This is a genomic window from Bradyrhizobium barranii subsp. barranii (genome assembly GCF_017565645.3).
GTDB classification, from domain to species: Bacteria; Pseudomonadota; Alphaproteobacteria; order Rhizobiales; family Xanthobacteraceae; genus Bradyrhizobium; species Bradyrhizobium barranii.
Genome location: NZ_CP086136.1, coordinates 9,707,928 through 9,723,456, shown reverse-complemented (window position 1 = coordinate 9,723,456; position 15,529 = coordinate 9,707,928). Strand labels below are relative to the sequence as shown.

Here is a 15,529-nt window from a genome sequence, read left to right as displayed (position 1 = left end):
TGCCCATCTGTGGACGCCCCGGTGGATGCAAGAAGAATCTTTCGATTAGGTGTTGCGCGTAGTCGGGTGCTGACATCTGTCCGGCCTTGATTGCGACCGTCATATGTCGCGGGCCCGTATGGGAGTTCGCGGATCAGGTCCAAATCACAGCGGCGTACTTGGAAGCACTTGGGCATGTACTGGTTTTCCCGACCCCGTCTCATCGACTGTTGCGCCGTACCTTCCGTTTGACCTTCCTACCTCCTCGACGACCTCTGGTCGGGCGGACTAAGCGATTAAGCCGCTGCGACCGGAGCTTTGTAGACCCCACCGTTGACCATCAAAGCCCACACGGTGCGAGCCATCTTGTTGGCGAGAGCGACGGCGACAAGCATGGGCGGCTTACGAGCGAGCATGCGCTCCAGCCATGCCCCTTGCGATTGACCGCGTCGGCGAGCCAGCTTCACCACCGCACTCGCCCCGATGATGAGGAGACGCCGCAGCGTTCGCTCACCCATTTTCGATATTTGGCCGAGCTTCTGTCTTCCACCAGTGGAACGTTGCAGCGGCGTCAACCCCAACCACGCGGCGAAATCCCGGCCACGTTTGAAGTTTTCGGGCTCAGGCGCTAGCGCCATCAGAGCTGTCGCAGTGATTGGGCCGATGCCAGGAACTGTCATAAGCCGTCGAGCAACTTCCTCTTCTCGGGCTCGTCGCGCGATCTCAATATCGAGTTGCTTGATTTGCTCTTCCAGCACCGCCAGCATCTTGACTAGGATATCGAGCGCCGGTTGCGCCGCCGTTGGCACGCTGCTCCCGGAAGCTTGCGCGTGCTCAACCAGCGCGGCGACATTGGACGCCCCCTTTGCAACGACCAGGCCGTATTCGGCGAGGTGACCTCGCAACGCGTTTATGATCTGAGTACGTTGCCGGACCAAAAGATCGCGAGCGCGAAACACGACCGCGCTCGCCTGCTGGTCCTCACTCTTCACGGCGGCAAAGCGCATGGTGGGGCGTTGGGCTGCTTCGCAAATCGCTTCTGCATCGGCCATATCGTTTTTCTGGCGTTTCACAAAGGGCTTTACATAGGACGGTGGAATCAGACGCACTGCGTGACCCAGCTTGCCAATCTCACGAGCCCAGTGATGGGCGCTGGCGCAGGCTTCCATCGCTACCAGGCACGCAGGCTGCTGAGCAAAGAAAGCCAGCACATTATCACGACGCAGCTGTTTGCGGAAAACAACAACGCCGCCAGCGTCTGCGCCATGTGCCTGAAAAACATGTTTCGCCAAGTCTAGTCCAATCGTGCTAACTTCGTTCACGGACGCTTCCTCTTTCTGACGGTTCAACACCCTTCACTTTGGCACATCGATGCCGTCGAGGGGCGTCCACCCCATCACAGCAACTCCAGCAGACAGAGTCTCTGGCTGCGTGATAGAAAGGGATCAGGAGCGATCCGTTTCCAACTAACAAACCGGTTCAACCGGTCCCGCTCCGCGGGTCCATTTCAGAGGATCTGAATGACTTTGCAGCTAACGAAGCGCTAAAAGTTGAAAACCTCGCCGCGTTCGTCGAGATGTCAGACCATTGGATAAGGGGAAAGGTCGCGCTTGTTATGCAGAACGGCATCCTGGATAGAATTGATTTCGAGGCAGCAAAGGCCTCTGCACTTGTCTTCGGGATCAACCTCGAAACGCAGGCTAACGGCGAGAAAGTCGCCCTAGTACTGCCCGAAAAAAAAGCCGAGCTCAAAAAACTCCTCCGTTTTCTGGATGAAGATTATTTTCAATCTGTGCTTTCGAGCACTCCGCATTTGTCCAACTCAAAGCGGCGCGTCTAGTTGCCCGACCGACGAGCGCGCATTGCCGCATTAATGCGGCACCGGGACAACCGGCAAACCTGATGAAGCCTTAGCGTGTCAGTTCGTAAGGGCGGCGGCTTTCGCCCCGCGCGCGGCCGCATCGAAGGCAGCATAAGCTGGCGCCCCGCAGCGCAACCGCAGAGGAGCGGGCGTGGGCGTAAGGGCTCCGTAGCTTAGCCGCTGGATTGCACAACCCAGTAGGTCGAATGCATTCTGGGCGCTCCCGCAACCGGAGGGCGAGCGCGAGGGCGGCCTACGGCCCGCTTCTGATAGATGGGAAGGAATAAAGCTCCTCGAACTTGCCATCGATGATGATCCCAGCGGACCATTGAGAGAACTGCACACCTTCGTGTTCAGCTATTTGATCCATCGCGCCGCTCTCAACATTGAACGTGCTGTACTGGAAGCCTTGTTGCTCATAGCCCCGAATGAATCGCTGAGTGCCCACGCAGATTAGCCCTGCGCCAGTGACCACGGCCGTGAAGCTCGACAGCTTTAGCCGCAGAACGGCATCAGGAAAGTGGATGAATGTTTGATGCGTCAAGCCGCCGACTTGGATCCAAGCACGGTCTTTCGAGTTCGCGGACGGCAGAGAAAGCGCCGCCTTCTTGTTATCGGCGATCGCGACACAAAGCCCAAATGCTCCACCAGACCGCAGATCGGACATGAAGAAGTCCCCGGGCGGTATGCCGTCAAAGCTCGTAACCACTCCGGTAAAATCAACTTTCATCGCTGTCCTCACACCCAAACTCAGGTCGCAACAAGTACACTGCGGACCATCATCATACACCTCCGGAGAACTCGCGCTTGATGACGGTACCCTAACCAGCTTCTCTGCCGGGGCTAGCTGCTGACTTAGGTAGGGTGTGTGACTCGACACTATTGGCGATAGTAGCCGCGATTTTCGTACGTAGGTGGTGACCATGAGCGACTATCGGGTCGAACGTGTCGCGCGGGCAATGTGCAAGGCAGACGGTAAGGACCCGGAGAGGCAGGAGCCGACCGGACGAATGGAGACTGTGCGGGAAGGCAGTGCACACGTGCTCAGAGAGGCCACTGAAAGCGCCTGGCGAAAATATGAGAAGGAAGCACAGCGCTTCATCGCTGCTCTGGATGCGGTGAACGATGATTAGCCAAAACGACTCCGACGGCGCCTTGACGTAATCAGCCCTTCTTTGCCCGCAGCCCGATCTCGACCAGTTCACGGATAGCTTCCGAGCGAGAAACCTCATGTGACTCCGCCCAGGCGTCTAGATTCGCCAGCGTGGAAGCCTCGAGCGGGATGGCGCCGATGAGACGCAAGTCGTCGCTCGCAGCATCGAGTGCAGGCCGCTTAAACTCTAGCCGCTGAGGAGCCAGACCCTAGAGTCGCCTAATCAACCTCAGATCATTTGGTGACGGACAACGGTTGCGCCGCTTGTACGGCGTTAGCAACCGGTCGGCCCTCTGCTGAGATGATTCGTTATCGTGCAACACTTCGAGGCTGCAGACGCGAGCGATCGCCAAGGCGCGGCGCGAGATTCGCCGATGGTTCATGGATCTTGCTCTAGCTCTGATGCCGGTAGCGGACCGAGCTGCCGAGGCTCAGAAACCGCAATCGTGAACGGCCAATGTGCCTTCGGGTGTCCCTTGGACATGGGCGCACCGCCCCCGCCATCGGGTGTTAGCGCGATGGCCCATTGATCGGCGCTGATGCGTTCTTACTTAGGTTTCTGAGGCGCAGACCTATGATTGCATACAACCTAGACGTTTGCAACAGTTGTTTTCCACTCAAGCCGCGCGACGCCATTGCTGTCATCAAGAAAATTGCAATCCCATAATTTTTGCGAGGTCTCCTACACGAAACATCCGCGCGCGCTCGTAAGACGCTTGCAAAGCTTGACGCCGACGGAAGACACGTTGGTCGATAAGGAATGGCCCCTGATCCCCTGAGTCTTCGTGTCCACGGTTACGCTCCGCCTTATCAAACCCGAATTGCTCAGAACTCCTCCCGAACGCGCGGACTACGAACCTGCAAACCGTGCTGCCGTGGCTTTACTGCACTTACGACCGAAAGCCCAATACGGATATAGGCGCAAAAGACGGCGAATATGGCCAGTCCAAAGACGTGCCAAACTCCTAATTCGCTGCGTCATCTCTGAAAGAACGCAGCCTGTTCGTCTTAGCAATTTTTGGCGGAGATCTATTAACAGCGGACGTGATCAGGCCCGCAGGTTTTCTGCGCTGCTCTTGCCACGCTTGGGGTCGACTTTGACTTCATATGAAATCTTTTGGCCTTCTGCCAAACCCGAGAGACCAGCCCGTTCTACGGCGCTAATGTGAACAAAAATGTCGTTTTCACCGTCATCTGGAGCGATAAATCCGTACCCCTTTTGACCATTAAACCACTTCACAGTACCTGTTGCCATACGATCACTTCCTTTGCCGCCGCGCTCAGTCCATGCGCTGGTGGGTGATGGAGCCGAGAACAGAGCAACCGGCGTGCCGGATCGAAAATGCTCATCCTACAGAGATGGTGGGCTTCGAATCGACGGCAATGGAGGCAAAGCTGACAATTGCGCCCGATTGCCAACATTCTCAGGCTGGCTCGATCGATGGTGTTACTCGGAGGCAGCACACGGCGGAGTCGGTAGGTTCTGGAGCGCCTTAATGCGATGCGAGCGCCGTGTGCAGCAATTGAAAGGTGCTCGACCCGATAGTTCGCATGTCGCCGGATTGTCTTTCAGACCTCGCGCAGAACGTGACGTCGCTGTTGTCGTGTTCATCAGTGTCGGCTGGCCTCCAGTGCGTCCTCAGCAGCTGTTATATCCGCAAACGTGCCTTGCTCCGTCGTAGCTGGAAGGCGGTACCACACAAGTTATTGCTGCCGAGCACCCAAGCTTGCCAGCCGTGCGCCAACGCCTGTTTTAGGAATGCAGGGTGGAGTCGTCCGCTTTAGTACGAAAATGCTCGCAACATGGCAGGCGCAGATCGGTGTGCGCGCCACAAGGTGCAACCAAAGGAAACTCTGGCCGTTTGGCCCCAACTTATGTGGCACGACGCTTGCTGTGCAAGAACTGTGAGTTGTGCATCGAAATCGTGGAGGTCAAAATGGGTATCTACCTAATCGAGTACAAAGCGGATACAAACTACGTACTTGGCGCGTCCGATCAAATGGCCGGCGCTGCGGTAGTGCTCCGCGCAAAGGGTACGCAAAATCGCTTCACACTGTGGGACCTCAGCTATGACACAGGAGCCATAACGTTGAACTCCAGCGCTGGTAAGCTCGCAATCGCACCGCAAGGCGATCGCATCGCTCCGGAAACCCTACTGTCGCTCGCAGTCTACAACCCTGCCGACCCGAAGCAGCAATGGGAACTGCTCAAGAGCCCCGGCTTCATTCTCAGCGGCGCAGACAATAACTTGTGCATTGACAACAAAAACCGGGTCGCGAAAGACGGAAATCCCGCTTGGTTATACCAATTCAACGGATCAGTAGCTGAACAGTGGAATTTTGTGCCTCTGATGAGCCTTAGGGTTGTTGCCCCGGATGAAGACCTGAAGGTTGCAAAGTAGTCAGCTCAGTGGGGGCCTGATGCGCGCCCCGTCCAGGACGGTCCGCGCGTTAGCCCCACCGCACCCCAATTTACATTCTGCGCGCACCTTGTCTCGCGACCATCGTTGCATGTAGCGAACGATGGGAGCTGCCTCGACGACCACGTCCTCGAACAGCACGACACCGGCCGTGCGCGCGGATTTGTGCGAGGATTTCGGTGATCATGGCCCCTTGCTTATAACGTCCGGTGTCGGGCGGTCACAGCTTTAGAAGCCGTTGACTTCTTGATCGGAGAACTTCGCGGCCTGCTGGCCGAGTCGTCGCTCTTCGTCCGCTGATCCATCGGTGACGCAACGCCCGCAGCTCTTGTCCGAACTCCTCTTTCCGTGAATGTTCCATTGACCGATCCTGGTTTCGTCATCCAACGGACCAGCGAACTGGCTCGCACTAACAGAGCTGGCCCCGCAAATTCGGACAGTAGCTTGAGTGGATTTTCTGCCTGACAGCGGCGAGGATTCTTGCTGCGAATCAGGAGCGAAGATGACGAAGAAGAGCCGCCGGACGCATTCTCCGGCATTCAAGGCGAAGGTTGCTTTGGCTGCGGTCAAAGGCGACAAGACACTGGCGGAGCTGGCGCAACTGTTTGATGTTCATCCGAACCAGATCACGATCTGGAAAAACCAGCTCCTGGAAGGCGCCGCCGGCGTGTTTGGGCATGACAAGACATCGGCCGAGACGCCGGTCGATTTGAAGGCGTTACATGCGAAGATCGGCGAGCTGGCGTTGGAAAACGATTTTTTGTCCGGCGCGCTCACCAAGGCGGGCCTGCTGAGCGCAAAGCGATGATCGACCGCGGTCATGATCTTTCTATCGTGCGCCAGGCGAAGGTCCTGAAGCTGGCTCGCAGCACGGTCTACTATGAACCTCGGCCAGTTTCGGCCGAGGACCTTGCCTTGATGCGTCGGCTCGATGAGCTGCATCTCGATTATCCCTTCGCGGGAACGCGTATGCTGCGATCGTTGCTGCGGCGGGAGGGCGTATACGCCGGTCGCCGCCACATCGCGACGCTGATGAAGCGCATGGGGATCGAGGCGGTCTATCGTCGCCCGAACACGAGCAAGCCGGCTCCGGGGCACAAGATCTACCCGTACCTGTTGCGCGGATTGAAGATCGAGCGGCCCGACCATGCGTGGGCAATGGACATCACCTACATTCCGATGCGGCGTGGCTTCGTCTATCTCGCGGCGGTCGTCGATGTGTTCAGCCGACGGGTCCTGGCCCATCGCGTCTCGATCACAATGGAGGCGGCCTTCTGCGTCGAAGCGGTCCAGGAGGCGTTGGCGAAGCACGGCAGGCCCGAGATTTTCAACACGGACCAGGGCAGCCAGTTCACCAGCCTCGAGTTCACCGATGTGCTGCTGGACGCGAAGATCGCCATCAGCATGGACGGCAAGGGCGCCTGGCGCGACAACGTGTTTGTCGAGCGGCTCTGGCGCACGGTCAAATACGAAGAAGTTTATCTCCGCGCCTACGACAGCGTGTCCGAGGCGCGAGCGACAATTGCCAAGTATCTGGCCTTCTACAATCAGGGACGCCCTCACTCGAGCCTTGACGGGCGCACGCCCGACGAGGCTTACTTCGGCACGCAAGCTATGGTGATGGCCGCATGACCGTCGCCGACGATTTTGTCGTCGCTCTGGTCGGGCTACGCCCTCCCGACGCAACGACAAAATCGTAAAGCCCCGCGTTCAGCATAACCCGGCAGGAATCCACTTAAATCCAGCGGGGCGCTGTCCAAACAACCGGGGCCAGCTCTAACATAGGTTAGAACGCAACTCAGCTTATGAGGGTTTTTTGGGCGGTTTGGGCTTCCGCACCGACTTGGGTTTCCGCTTCTCGTCGCCGCGCTTCGCCCGCTCCCGCAATGTCGTGAGCTGGGTGGCAGCCGTGATGATTGCTTCCTGGATTTCCGGAAGGTAGTCCTCAGCGTCGGGGCGCATCGCCACATAGTTCGGATCGCCGATGTAGCCTTCACCGCATTTGCAGACCGCGCTTTTGTGCTCGATGATCTCATTGATCGCGCGGCGCACGCTTGTCCGCGACATGCCGAGCCGCTTCGCAATGGCGCTGATCGAGATCGGCGGAAGGCCCGCGCCGTCGTTGACCCTGATCGCCATCATCAAGAGTATTCTGTCGGCTACCGCAGCGGGGTGCTTTCCGCGCCCCCACTCGGCGTGCAGAGCCGCGCAGATCGTGAGCACCATGTTGTAGACAATAGCGGCCTGGTGGTGCCACAGGCCGAATTCGATGCCGCTGTGCATTGTGCCGCGTTTTCCTGGTGTTGCACCGAGCATTTAGCGCGACGGCCTCGGCGCGCAAGTTACGATCCAGTAACGCGGCACTTACGAGATTTTTATACGCGCGCCTACTTTCGTCGGGTGGCCAAATTGGCCATCTTGACCGCGCTCGCTTGCCGATGAAAAAAGCCCGCCCTTCGGATGACGAAGGGCGAGCTAGTGTCGGCAAGGTGGACCCGATTTCCCAATCGGGCATGTGCAAGTCTTCCTCGCCGGTCCATATGCCCTAAAGGTTGTCGTTCGAGTTGGCTAGAGTCAACTCGGGCGGCAGCTGAAATTTACTCAACCCGCATTTCAACTTCAGCAGTGCGCGCGTTACCAAAATTTCCTCGAAACATTCGCGGCTAAATTTATTTCGCCACAATCCTCATACTAATTCGGCACAACATCGAAACACGATGTGAAACAGCAGCGGCAAAAGCCGCGCGGTTAAAATGTGCAAGATGGATACGGCCACCGATGAGACGCTGCGGTGACTGCTCGTTGTGCTGCAAGCTTTTGCCTGTGCCGCCTTTACAGAAGGCAGCAGGCGAACGTTGTCGCTTTCAGAAATTCCACAAGGGCTGCGCCGTATATCGCACGGTGAAGATGCCGCCTGAGTGTGGCCTTTGGAATTGCCGGTGGTTGGTCAACGACGATGCCGACGATCTTTCGCGACCTGATAGATCGCACTACGTGCTCGATTTGATGCCGGACTTCGTCACGATTCGTGATGCTGTGACCGGCGAAGCCCAGAACATCCAGGTCGTCCAGATATGGGTCGATCCCAATTACCGCGACGCTCATCGCGATCCCGCCCTGCGCCGTTGGCTGATGCGCCGCGCCGAGAAGGGCATCGCAGCGCTCGTCCGCTTCAATTCCAAAGAAGCTCTCGCCGTCTTCGCGCCGCCGTTCGACTCGGCAGGCCAATGGCGCGAGATCGCCAGCGGCGTCTCTGCGGGCCGCACTCACTTATTCACGGAAATCGCGAAGGCGCTCGGTGGTCGAGCGTCGGCGACTATCGAGCCGGACGGCAACGGACAGGTTTAGGGAATGGCGTACAGCAATGAACTGACCGAGATCGCGCTTAACGAGTTGAAGCTGCATGGCGTCAAGGGGCAGACCCGAGACACCAATGGCGGGCACATCGAGATCGCCTGGCAAGTGGTGCCGGAAAAGGAAGTCCGCCGCGTCTTCGTCGCCAAGACGGCCAGCGATTGGCGGGCCCGCATGAACACCCGCGCCGAGGTCCGCAAGCTGCTGCGCGCCGACAACGTGACGCTGAAGGCCCAGAACGAAAAGCCGGAGAAGCCGAAACCGTTGACGAAGGCGCTGGAGCTGCCGCAACCGGATGCGGTCGTGCCGATCCCGGACCAGATGAAGGCACTGCGCGGAGAACTCGCTGATCTGACCGAGCTGGTGCTGCGCCTCACCAAGATCGCGACCGGCATGCGGGAGGTGCTCACAACTCACGTTCCGAAGCCGCAACCGGCCGCCCCGGCCGTGAAGCCTTCGTCGCGCAGCATAAAGCTGGTCGAATATCTGTCGCTCGACAGGTGGATCACGATCTCGGCCCTGGTGCGCGACACTGGCCTGACGCCCACGCAGATCAAACTGAAGCTGCACTACCTCAAGCAACACGACCAGATCGAGATCTACCGTGGCGAGGTCAGACTGAAGCCAGCGGTGCCGAAGCCTTCCGCGAAGAAGGCGGCGAAGAAGGTCGCGAAGGCGAAACAGCCCGCGAGGAAGAAGCGCGCTCAACGGATCGGGCTGCATGAGGTGGCACCCGCCGCTTGAGGCGATCATCGCTAACAGACAGGCAAAACTACGAGAGGAGAATTCCAGGAAACAAACCGGACTTGGGACATCACAATAAGCAAGCGCAAAGCCCGTAAGGCCGCGCGCAGCCAAAACTGGCATGGGAAGGAGCGCAACAAATGCGCCGTAGACAAAAGACATCGCCGCGAGCGGTGAACGATCAGGATCGGGAAACCGGCATGCGCATCCGCTCGCGGAGGCTGGAGCTGCACATCAGCCAGTCCGAGCTGGGAGCCGCGTTGGGCATCACCTTTCAACAAATCCAGAAATACGAGAGGGGCGCGAACCGTGTCGCAGCGGCACGGCTCGTCGAGATCGCCGCGTTCCTCAAGACCACGATGGCGGCGCTGATGGGCGGGGACCTGTCAGGGGACGAGCTGAAGAACAGTTTGGTTAGTGAGTTTGTGTCGAGCAAGGACGGCATCGATCTGATCGAGGCCTGGTCGAGGTTGGAAAGCCAACAGGTGCGGCGCAGCATCATCTCCTTGACGCGCTCGCTGGCGGCCGAAGGGCGCTAGGAGGAGGGTTCAATGTCTGACGATCCCGAAGTGCATTCCCCGCCAAACGAAAGGCGCATCGATGCAGTGTGGGCCTTCATCTCTACGGACGAAGGCGGCGAAGGCCTCTGCGCCGGGCCCCTGATGGGGCCCTGTGTCTTGGAAGCCTGTCATGATGGAGTGGGCGGGAAGCCGTTGGGTCCTTGGCGCTTGACGCCGTGATCCGGCCCGGTCTCCCGCCCGTTCCATCTATCAACCTGAACAGTTGCACGAGGCTGCGGCAACAGACCTCGCATCACAGGGACAGGCACCGTGATCATACCCCTTCGTTACGTCGGAATCGACGTCTCCAAACAACATCTCGATATCTTCGATGAGGGCTTGGGTGTGCCGGAGCGCATCGCCAACGCGCCGCAGGCCATCACACAGATCGTGGCGCGTTGGCGATGCGACGTGCTGGTCGTCTTCGAGGCAACGGGTGTCTATGATCTCGAACTTCGCGAGGCGCTGGGTCAGGCCGGTATCCGCTTCGCGCGGATCAACCCGGCCCGGGCTCGCGACTTTGCGCGCGCCAGCGGCCAGCTCGCCAAGACCGACCCGATCGATGCGAGGATGCTGGCGGCCTTTGCGCGGGCCCTGAAGCCAGCCACCGAGCAAATTGCCAATCCCGCCCGCAATGCCTTGGCGAGGCTCGCAAAACGGCGGGATCAGCTGGTCCTCATGCGTGCGCAGGAGAAGAACCGGCGCAGCGAGGCCGACGACCGTGCCATGGCCGATCGTATCGGCCGTCTCATCGAGGTCCTCGACGGCGAGATCGCCGAGATCGAGGCCGACATCAGCACGCTGATCAAGACCGAGCCGGAGATCTCGGGCGATGCGCAGTTGATACGTTCACTTCCTGGCGTGGGTCCCGTAACCTGCATGCAACTGATCGCGCAGATGCCGGAACTCGGAAAAGTGGGACCGAAGCAGGTGGCAGCGCTAGCCGGCCTGGCTCCCTTCAACGTCGACAGCGGGGCTTACCGTGGCAAACGTAAGATCGCCGGGGGCCGAAAGCGCGTCCGTGATGCCCTTTACATGGCTGCTCTCAACGCGGTCCGCCGGGCCGATCCGTTCAAGGTCTTTTACGTACGATTGCGACAGGCCGGCAAACCAGCCAAACTCGCCCTCATTGCCGTCGCCAGGAAGCTGCTGACGGTCCTCAACGCCATGATGCGCGACAGGAAGCCCTACCTGAACGTCAAGCCGACATAACAGTTGCCGGAACGTTGGTCCCATTGATCGCTGCCGACGAGGTGCGACTCAAGCTGTTGCTGCCCTGGGCGCGCGGGATCGCGCAGGCGAGCGGCAAGGCTATTAAGCTGGTCAAGCTGTCCCACCGCGAAGACATCATGGAGATCAGCCCCGATGGAGGGTCGATGCAATGAGTGGCGTGCTTATCATCGGCGACAACGAGAGGGCCGCCATCGCTGAAGCGATCCGGTCGGCTCTGGCCAAGCCGATGCCCTGGGAAAAGATGCGGCAGCTGATTGTCGACGACAGGGACAATCCCAGCAACACGCTGACGCTGGACGAGCGGCCGGACTCCGGCCGCATCGACGCGCTCCGCAGGGAATATCCGACCTATCCCGTGAAGCTCGGGTCCTACGTTGCCGCGATCTCGTTCGAGGAGCAGCCGTCCGGTCTGTTCCGGCACATTTCGATCTCGTCGGCCAATCCCGGCAAGGCCCCGAACGAGCACGCCGTCCGGATGGTGCTGGAGGCGTTCGGCTTCTCCGGGTATCCTCCGAGCCGCCCCTATCGCGTGTGGGTCGAGCACTACGAGCCCGGTCGCGTCGCCATCAATTTCGTCGAGCTGGAGCCGTCATGACCAGCAAGGACCAGATCATTGAGCAGGCCGCGCGCATCATCGATGTGAACGCCTTCACCCGCTTTCAGACCCACCAGAACATGATTAAGCGGCAGAAGATCGCCAGGCGCAAGGCTGCCGATATCCTCGCCATGCTGTGCAAGGCGGCCACCAAAAGCTGCGAGGCGCCGAATGAACCCGGATGACGACGACAACATCATCCGCTTCCCGACCTTCGTCCGTATCGAGGGCGAGGAGTCGCCTGTAATCAAGAGCGTCTTCCGCTGCTATGTGCTGGTCAACCGTGAGACGGCATTGGTGCCGCTCAACGACTGGGCAAACGCGTCGGCTTCGCGACACGCGACCATCAAGCTGACGGAGCTCGATCCCTGGCGCGTCGCCGAAACGTTCGTCGGGACCGTCCGCATCAGCACCGTCTTTCTTGGGATCGATCATCGGCACTTCGGCAACGGGCCGCCCCTGCTGTTCGAGACGATGATCTTCGGCGGCTCGCTCGATCACTTCCAGAACCGTTGCTCAACCTGGGACGAGGCCGAGGCGATGCACGCCGAGGCGGTCGATCAGGTTCGCCGTGGGCATCTGCGGGTGGTCAAATAAAAAAGGCCCCGCCGAAGCGGGGCCCAGGCCGGGAGGATTCGATTCCTTTGCTACACGATGCTTTTCGTCGCGCCCGGTGGCACGTCGAACACGGCGATGCTCACGGTCTGCGTGACTGGTGCAGCCCGCGCGCTGTTGTCGCGAGGCGTGACCGTGATGGCGAAGTCGCTGCCGCGCTTCTCGGTCGCGACGATGTTGTGGCTGACGAAGCTCGTTGAGTCGTTGCGTGCCTCGATGCGCAGCACGCGACCTGGTTGCAGCGCCACGGCAAAGGCGGTGCCGATGTCGCTATCGGCAGCGTTTTTCTTCGCCATGTAGACCGTAGTCGCGGCGGCGTGGTCGGCATCGTCCCAGCCCAATTGCCCGCGACTGGAGATGCCGCTCACGGCACCGCTGACGGCCTCGTACTGATCCGACCATGCAACCATCGTCGGCGGCGGGGGCTCAGGCACAGGCGGCGGCACGTATGGATCGGGCACGCCGCCTGCTGCGAGCCAGTCCTGATACTCGATCCAATCGCGGTTGGCGGGATCGGCAGGGATGAAGGCACTGTCAGCGATGCGGAGCACGGGGCCGTTCGTGTCGGGTGTCGTCAGTTGATATTCCGCCATCACAGCCTCGCGTTCGCTTCCCAATGAAACTGCGCGTTCACTGCGGCGGCGGTGTTCGGATCATTGATGCTCAAGCTGAAGCCTGTGGAGCTGCCATAGTTTGCGGCGCAGCTCATGTCGCCACCGCTGTTTCCCGATCTTGCCTTTCCGGCTGCGCCCGTGCCCGGAGAATAAGTCTGAACTGTTGGGGCAACGCGCATCGGCGGGTAAAGAACAATCGGGAAATACATCGCCCGACCAGAGGCGGAGGGGAGATTGTCCACGTAGAAGTTCATCATGCCGGTGTTCGTCACCGCTCCGGCAGCCACGCCGTAGTCGTAGGTTCGCCGCAGGTATCGCTGACACGTTGTCAGCTCCTGATCGAAGGGCCGCATGATGTATTGGGAGCGGCTCGCTGGCGGTGCTTCGACGCCCGGAAGCACGATAAAGTTGCCGATGCGGAAACTTTCGCTGGTCGCCTGCACGCCGTTGACCTGACCCGGCACGGCATTGTAGTTGCCGCCATACCAAGTATTCGCGGCTGGTGCGGTGTAGGTCGAGCCGCATGCGAGCGTGAAGACGACGATTACGCCTGACGTGTTGTCTTTCGCCCAAGTGCCGGTCGTGTCGCCCGGAATGGTGATGACGTTCCACTGCGCCACGTTCGCGGCAGCATGATTGTACGTCGCGGCATAGCTCCGGGTTGCGCCACCGTTCTTGATTGCAACGCTGTAGAGACCAGGTCGCGCATGGCATGACCAGAAGCCGATTGTCATCGGCTGCGCGGCAGCGGCGCCCCATCCGAGCCGCGCCACGCGCCAGCCTTCGATTGGCTGATAGAGCACGACGTAGTCGCCAGCGCCCATCACGGCTTGCGCGGTCGTCTGGTACGACGAGGCCCACGAGAACAATGGGGCTGCGCCGCCGCCGAGGAAGCCATAGCCTGCGCTGGTGCCAGCGCGCACGGTCGCCCAGCCGTCGCAGAAGTACCCGGTTGTGGTCGCCTGTCCGAGGGGACGCTCCTGCGACACCTCGCACGCGCCGTTGATCTGCATGCCGTTGTAGGCGAGCGCGTCGAACGGCGCGGCATAGACGTTCTTGCGAGCCTGCTCAGCCTGCGCGTCGGTCAGGGCCTGCGCGGCATCGAAGCGCACCGCGCCGACATCGACGGCAGCGACCCACGCGCTGTTGCGCCGCGCATAGTAGCCGCCGTCAGTCGGGGCTTCCGGCACCTGGCCTACTGGACCTTGCGGACCTTGAGGGCCGCGAATGTTTCCGACCGGCGAACCCCACGCGCTGCCAGAATAGTTGTACACGTCACCGGTCGTGACGTTCAGATAGTTGTCGTTCGCGAGCGCCCCGCTGATCGTGCCAGGTGCGCCAGCGCCCTCGTACCACAAGCTTCCGCGCTGACCCGTGGCACCGGGGACGCCCTGATTACCCTGCGGGCCTGGGACGCCCTGCGGCCCCCTGATGTTGCCAACCGGCGAGCCCCACGAAGTGCCGCTGTAGGTGTAGACATCGCCATTCGTGGTGTTGAGGTAATTGTCCTCCGCGAGCGCGCCGCTGATGGTGCCGGGTGCGCCAGCGCCCTCGTACCAGAGACTGCCACGCACACCTTGCGCACCTTGCGGCCCCTGGGGCCCGATCAGCGACGTACCAGCTGGCCACGCGCCGGAAGCCTTCGGGCCGAAGATGAAATGAGTGGTGGTGTTGATCCAGAAGTCACCGTCTACGCCATTTGCGCCGGTCGGGTCGGTCGAGCCATACAGCACCGAGTTGCCGCGCGGGCCTTGCGGCCCGGTCAGTGAGACCCCCGCTGGCCACACGCCGCCGCTCTTCGGCCCGTAGATGAAATGCGTCGCGGTGTCGATGTAGAAGTCGCCGTTGATCCCGATGCCAGCTGGCGGTGGCCCGACCCCGTAGAGCACCGAGTTGCCGCGCGGCCCAGGCGGGCCTGGCGGACCCTGTTCGGGAATATCAATCTCCACCACCTCGAAATCGGCGGCGACCGTGACATCGGCACCCGGTTCGGTCTGGATGATGACATCGGAGTCGGTGGAGACGACGACATCGTAGCTCATGTGTTCGTGCCCCGGCTCGCGCCTGGATTGTTCACCAGCGTGCCCGACCACACGCGCAAGTGCAGGCCGCCCGTGATGCGGATCAGCGAATGTTCGTAGTCCCCGACCGTGAGATCGAGCAGTTGCGCCTGCGTGATCCACACGGTGAACTTGCCATTCGGCGCATCGGTGATTGCAATCCCGCCGTTCTCGGTGGTCAGCAGCATCTCCTCCGTCGCGTCGGCGGCGCGGTGGCGGATGCCCATTCGCATCGTGTTGCCGGTCAGGTCCACCGGCACGGGCGGCGTGTCGGTCGTCTGATAGACGAAGCCGCGAATGAAGTCGGCATCGTTCTCGCAGGTGATGTCGACGATGGCCAT

At 60.4% G+C, this 15,529-nt stretch carries 19 protein-coding genes; 12 read left to right on the top strand and 7 right to left on the bottom strand.

All coding sequences use genetic code 11. From position 1 onward, the window contains the following. Positions 1 to 275: 275 nt before the first annotated feature. The gene (locus tag J4G43_RS47290) at positions 276 to 1,301 is read right to left on the bottom strand and encodes an IS110 family RNA-guided transposase (RefSeq protein WP_166353271.1); all 1,026 of its coding nucleotides are present in this window, start codon (positions 1,299 to 1,301) and stop codon (positions 276 to 278) included. A 293-nt stretch (positions 1,302 to 1,594) separates the two neighbouring features. Between J4G43_RS47290 and J4G43_RS47285 the strand changes: the two genes are divergently transcribed. Next, positions 1,595 to 1,819: a hypothetical protein gene (locus J4G43_RS47285; RefSeq protein ID WP_208088953.1), complete on the top strand. Its 225-nt coding sequence runs from the start codon at positions 1,595 to 1,597 to the stop codon at positions 1,817 to 1,819. 274 nt (positions 1,820 to 2,093) lie between these two features. Here the strand turns inward: J4G43_RS47285 and J4G43_RS47280 are convergent, their stop codons facing one another. Then, a complete protein-coding gene (locus J4G43_RS47280; RefSeq protein ID WP_208088952.1) occupies positions 2,094 to 2,570 on the bottom strand; it encodes a hypothetical protein in 477 nt (158 codons plus the stop codon). Between the two features lie 193 nt (positions 2,571 to 2,763). Between J4G43_RS47280 and J4G43_RS47275 the strand changes: the two genes are divergently transcribed. Beyond that, complete coding sequence (locus J4G43_RS47275; protein WP_208088951.1) at positions 2,764 to 2,973, top strand: hypothetical protein; 210 nt, start codon at positions 2,764 to 2,766, stop codon at positions 2,971 to 2,973. Between the two features lie 1,068 nt (positions 2,974 to 4,041). Here the strand turns inward: J4G43_RS47275 and J4G43_RS47270 are convergent. Continuing rightward, the gene (locus J4G43_RS47270; RefSeq protein ID WP_082756641.1) at positions 4,042 to 4,248 is read right to left on the bottom strand and encodes a cold-shock protein; all 207 of its coding nucleotides are present in this window, start codon (positions 4,246 to 4,248) and stop codon (positions 4,042 to 4,044) included. Between the two features lie 682 nt (positions 4,249 to 4,930). On the opposite strand from J4G43_RS47270, the gene J4G43_RS47265 reads away from it, so the two are divergent. Next, entirely contained in the window at positions 4,931 to 5,395 is a 465-nt protein-coding gene (locus J4G43_RS47265) for an RICIN domain-containing protein (RefSeq protein WP_208088950.1), read from the top strand. Between the two features lie 520 nt (positions 5,396 to 5,915). Continuing rightward, positions 5,916 to 7,045, top strand: a protein-coding gene (locus J4G43_RS47260; RefSeq protein WP_208089584.1) for an IS3-like element ISRj2 family transposase whose coding sequence is annotated in 2 segments (ribosomal slippage) — positions 5,916 to 6,168 and positions 6,168 to 7,045 — 1,131 coding nt in all. Because the reading frame shifts where the segments join, the coding sequence is not laid out codon by codon here. A 171-nt stretch (positions 7,046 to 7,216) separates the two neighbouring features. On the opposite strand, the gene J4G43_RS47255 is transcribed toward J4G43_RS47260, so the two are convergent. Then, positions 7,217 to 7,696: a helix-turn-helix domain-containing protein gene (locus tag J4G43_RS47255; protein WP_208088949.1), complete on the bottom strand. Its 480-nt coding sequence runs from the start codon at positions 7,694 to 7,696 to the stop codon at positions 7,217 to 7,219. Positions 7,697 to 8,356: 660 nt separating this feature from the next. On the opposite strand from J4G43_RS47255, the gene J4G43_RS47250 reads away from it, so the two are divergent. From J4G43_RS47250 to J4G43_RS47215, 8 genes are all read left to right on the top strand, one after another. After that, the gene (locus J4G43_RS47250; RefSeq protein ID WP_208088948.1) at positions 8,357 to 8,761 is read left to right on the top strand and encodes a hypothetical protein; all 405 of its coding nucleotides are present in this window, start codon (positions 8,357 to 8,359) and stop codon (positions 8,759 to 8,761) included. 3 nt (positions 8,762 to 8,764) lie between these two features. Continuing rightward, on the top strand, positions 8,765 to 9,511 hold the full coding sequence (locus tag J4G43_RS47245) for a hypothetical protein (protein WP_208088947.1): 747 nt from the start codon (positions 8,765 to 8,767) through the stop codon (positions 9,509 to 9,511). Positions 9,512 to 9,711: 200 nt separating this feature from the next. Continuing rightward, positions 9,712 to 10,050, top strand: coding sequence for a helix-turn-helix domain-containing protein (locus J4G43_RS47240; protein ID WP_208088946.1), 339 nt, complete (start codon positions 9,712 to 9,714; stop codon positions 10,048 to 10,050). Positions 10,051 to 10,341: 291 nt separating this feature from the next. Further along, on the top strand, positions 10,342 to 11,283 hold the full coding sequence (locus J4G43_RS47235; RefSeq protein WP_208067597.1) for a transposase: 942 nt from the start codon (positions 10,342 to 10,344) through the stop codon (positions 11,281 to 11,283). A 23-nt stretch (positions 11,284 to 11,306) separates the two neighbouring features. Next, entirely contained in the window at positions 11,307 to 11,456 is a 150-nt protein-coding gene (locus J4G43_RS47230; RefSeq protein ID WP_208088945.1) for a hypothetical protein, read from the top strand. Continuing rightward, entirely contained in the window at positions 11,453 to 11,899 is a 447-nt protein-coding gene (locus J4G43_RS47225) for a hypothetical protein (protein WP_208088944.1), read from the top strand. Before J4G43_RS47230 ends, J4G43_RS47225 begins: the two co-directional genes overlap by 4 nt. Beyond that, positions 11,896 to 12,084, top strand: coding sequence for a hypothetical protein (locus J4G43_RS47220; protein ID WP_208088943.1), 189 nt, complete (start codon positions 11,896 to 11,898; stop codon positions 12,082 to 12,084). Before J4G43_RS47225 ends, J4G43_RS47220 begins: the two co-directional genes overlap by 4 nt. Next, complete coding sequence (locus tag J4G43_RS47215; protein ID WP_208089635.1) at positions 12,071 to 12,496, top strand: hypothetical protein; 426 nt, start codon at positions 12,071 to 12,073, stop codon at positions 12,494 to 12,496. Before J4G43_RS47220 ends, J4G43_RS47215 begins: the two co-directional genes overlap by 14 nt. A gap of 50 nt (positions 12,497 to 12,546) precedes the next feature. Here the strand turns inward: J4G43_RS47215 and J4G43_RS47210 are convergent, their stop codons facing one another. From J4G43_RS47210 to J4G43_RS47200, 3 genes are read right to left on the bottom strand one after another with little or no spacing between them, the layout of a single operon-like run. After that, positions 12,547 to 13,107: a hypothetical protein gene (locus J4G43_RS47210; protein WP_208088942.1), complete on the bottom strand. Its 561-nt coding sequence runs from the start codon at positions 13,105 to 13,107 to the stop codon at positions 12,547 to 12,549. Beyond that, positions 13,107 to 15,170, bottom strand: a complete 2,064-nt coding sequence (locus tag J4G43_RS47205) for a collagen-like domain-containing protein (RefSeq protein ID WP_208088941.1) — start codon at positions 15,168 to 15,170, stop codon at positions 13,107 to 13,109. The genes J4G43_RS47210 and J4G43_RS47205 overlap by 1 nt, the downstream gene beginning before the upstream one ends. Next, on the bottom strand, positions 15,167 to 15,529 hold the full coding sequence (locus tag J4G43_RS47200; protein WP_208088940.1) for a hypothetical protein: 363 nt from the start codon (positions 15,527 to 15,529) through the stop codon (positions 15,167 to 15,169). Before J4G43_RS47200 ends, J4G43_RS47205 begins: the two co-directional genes overlap by 4 nt.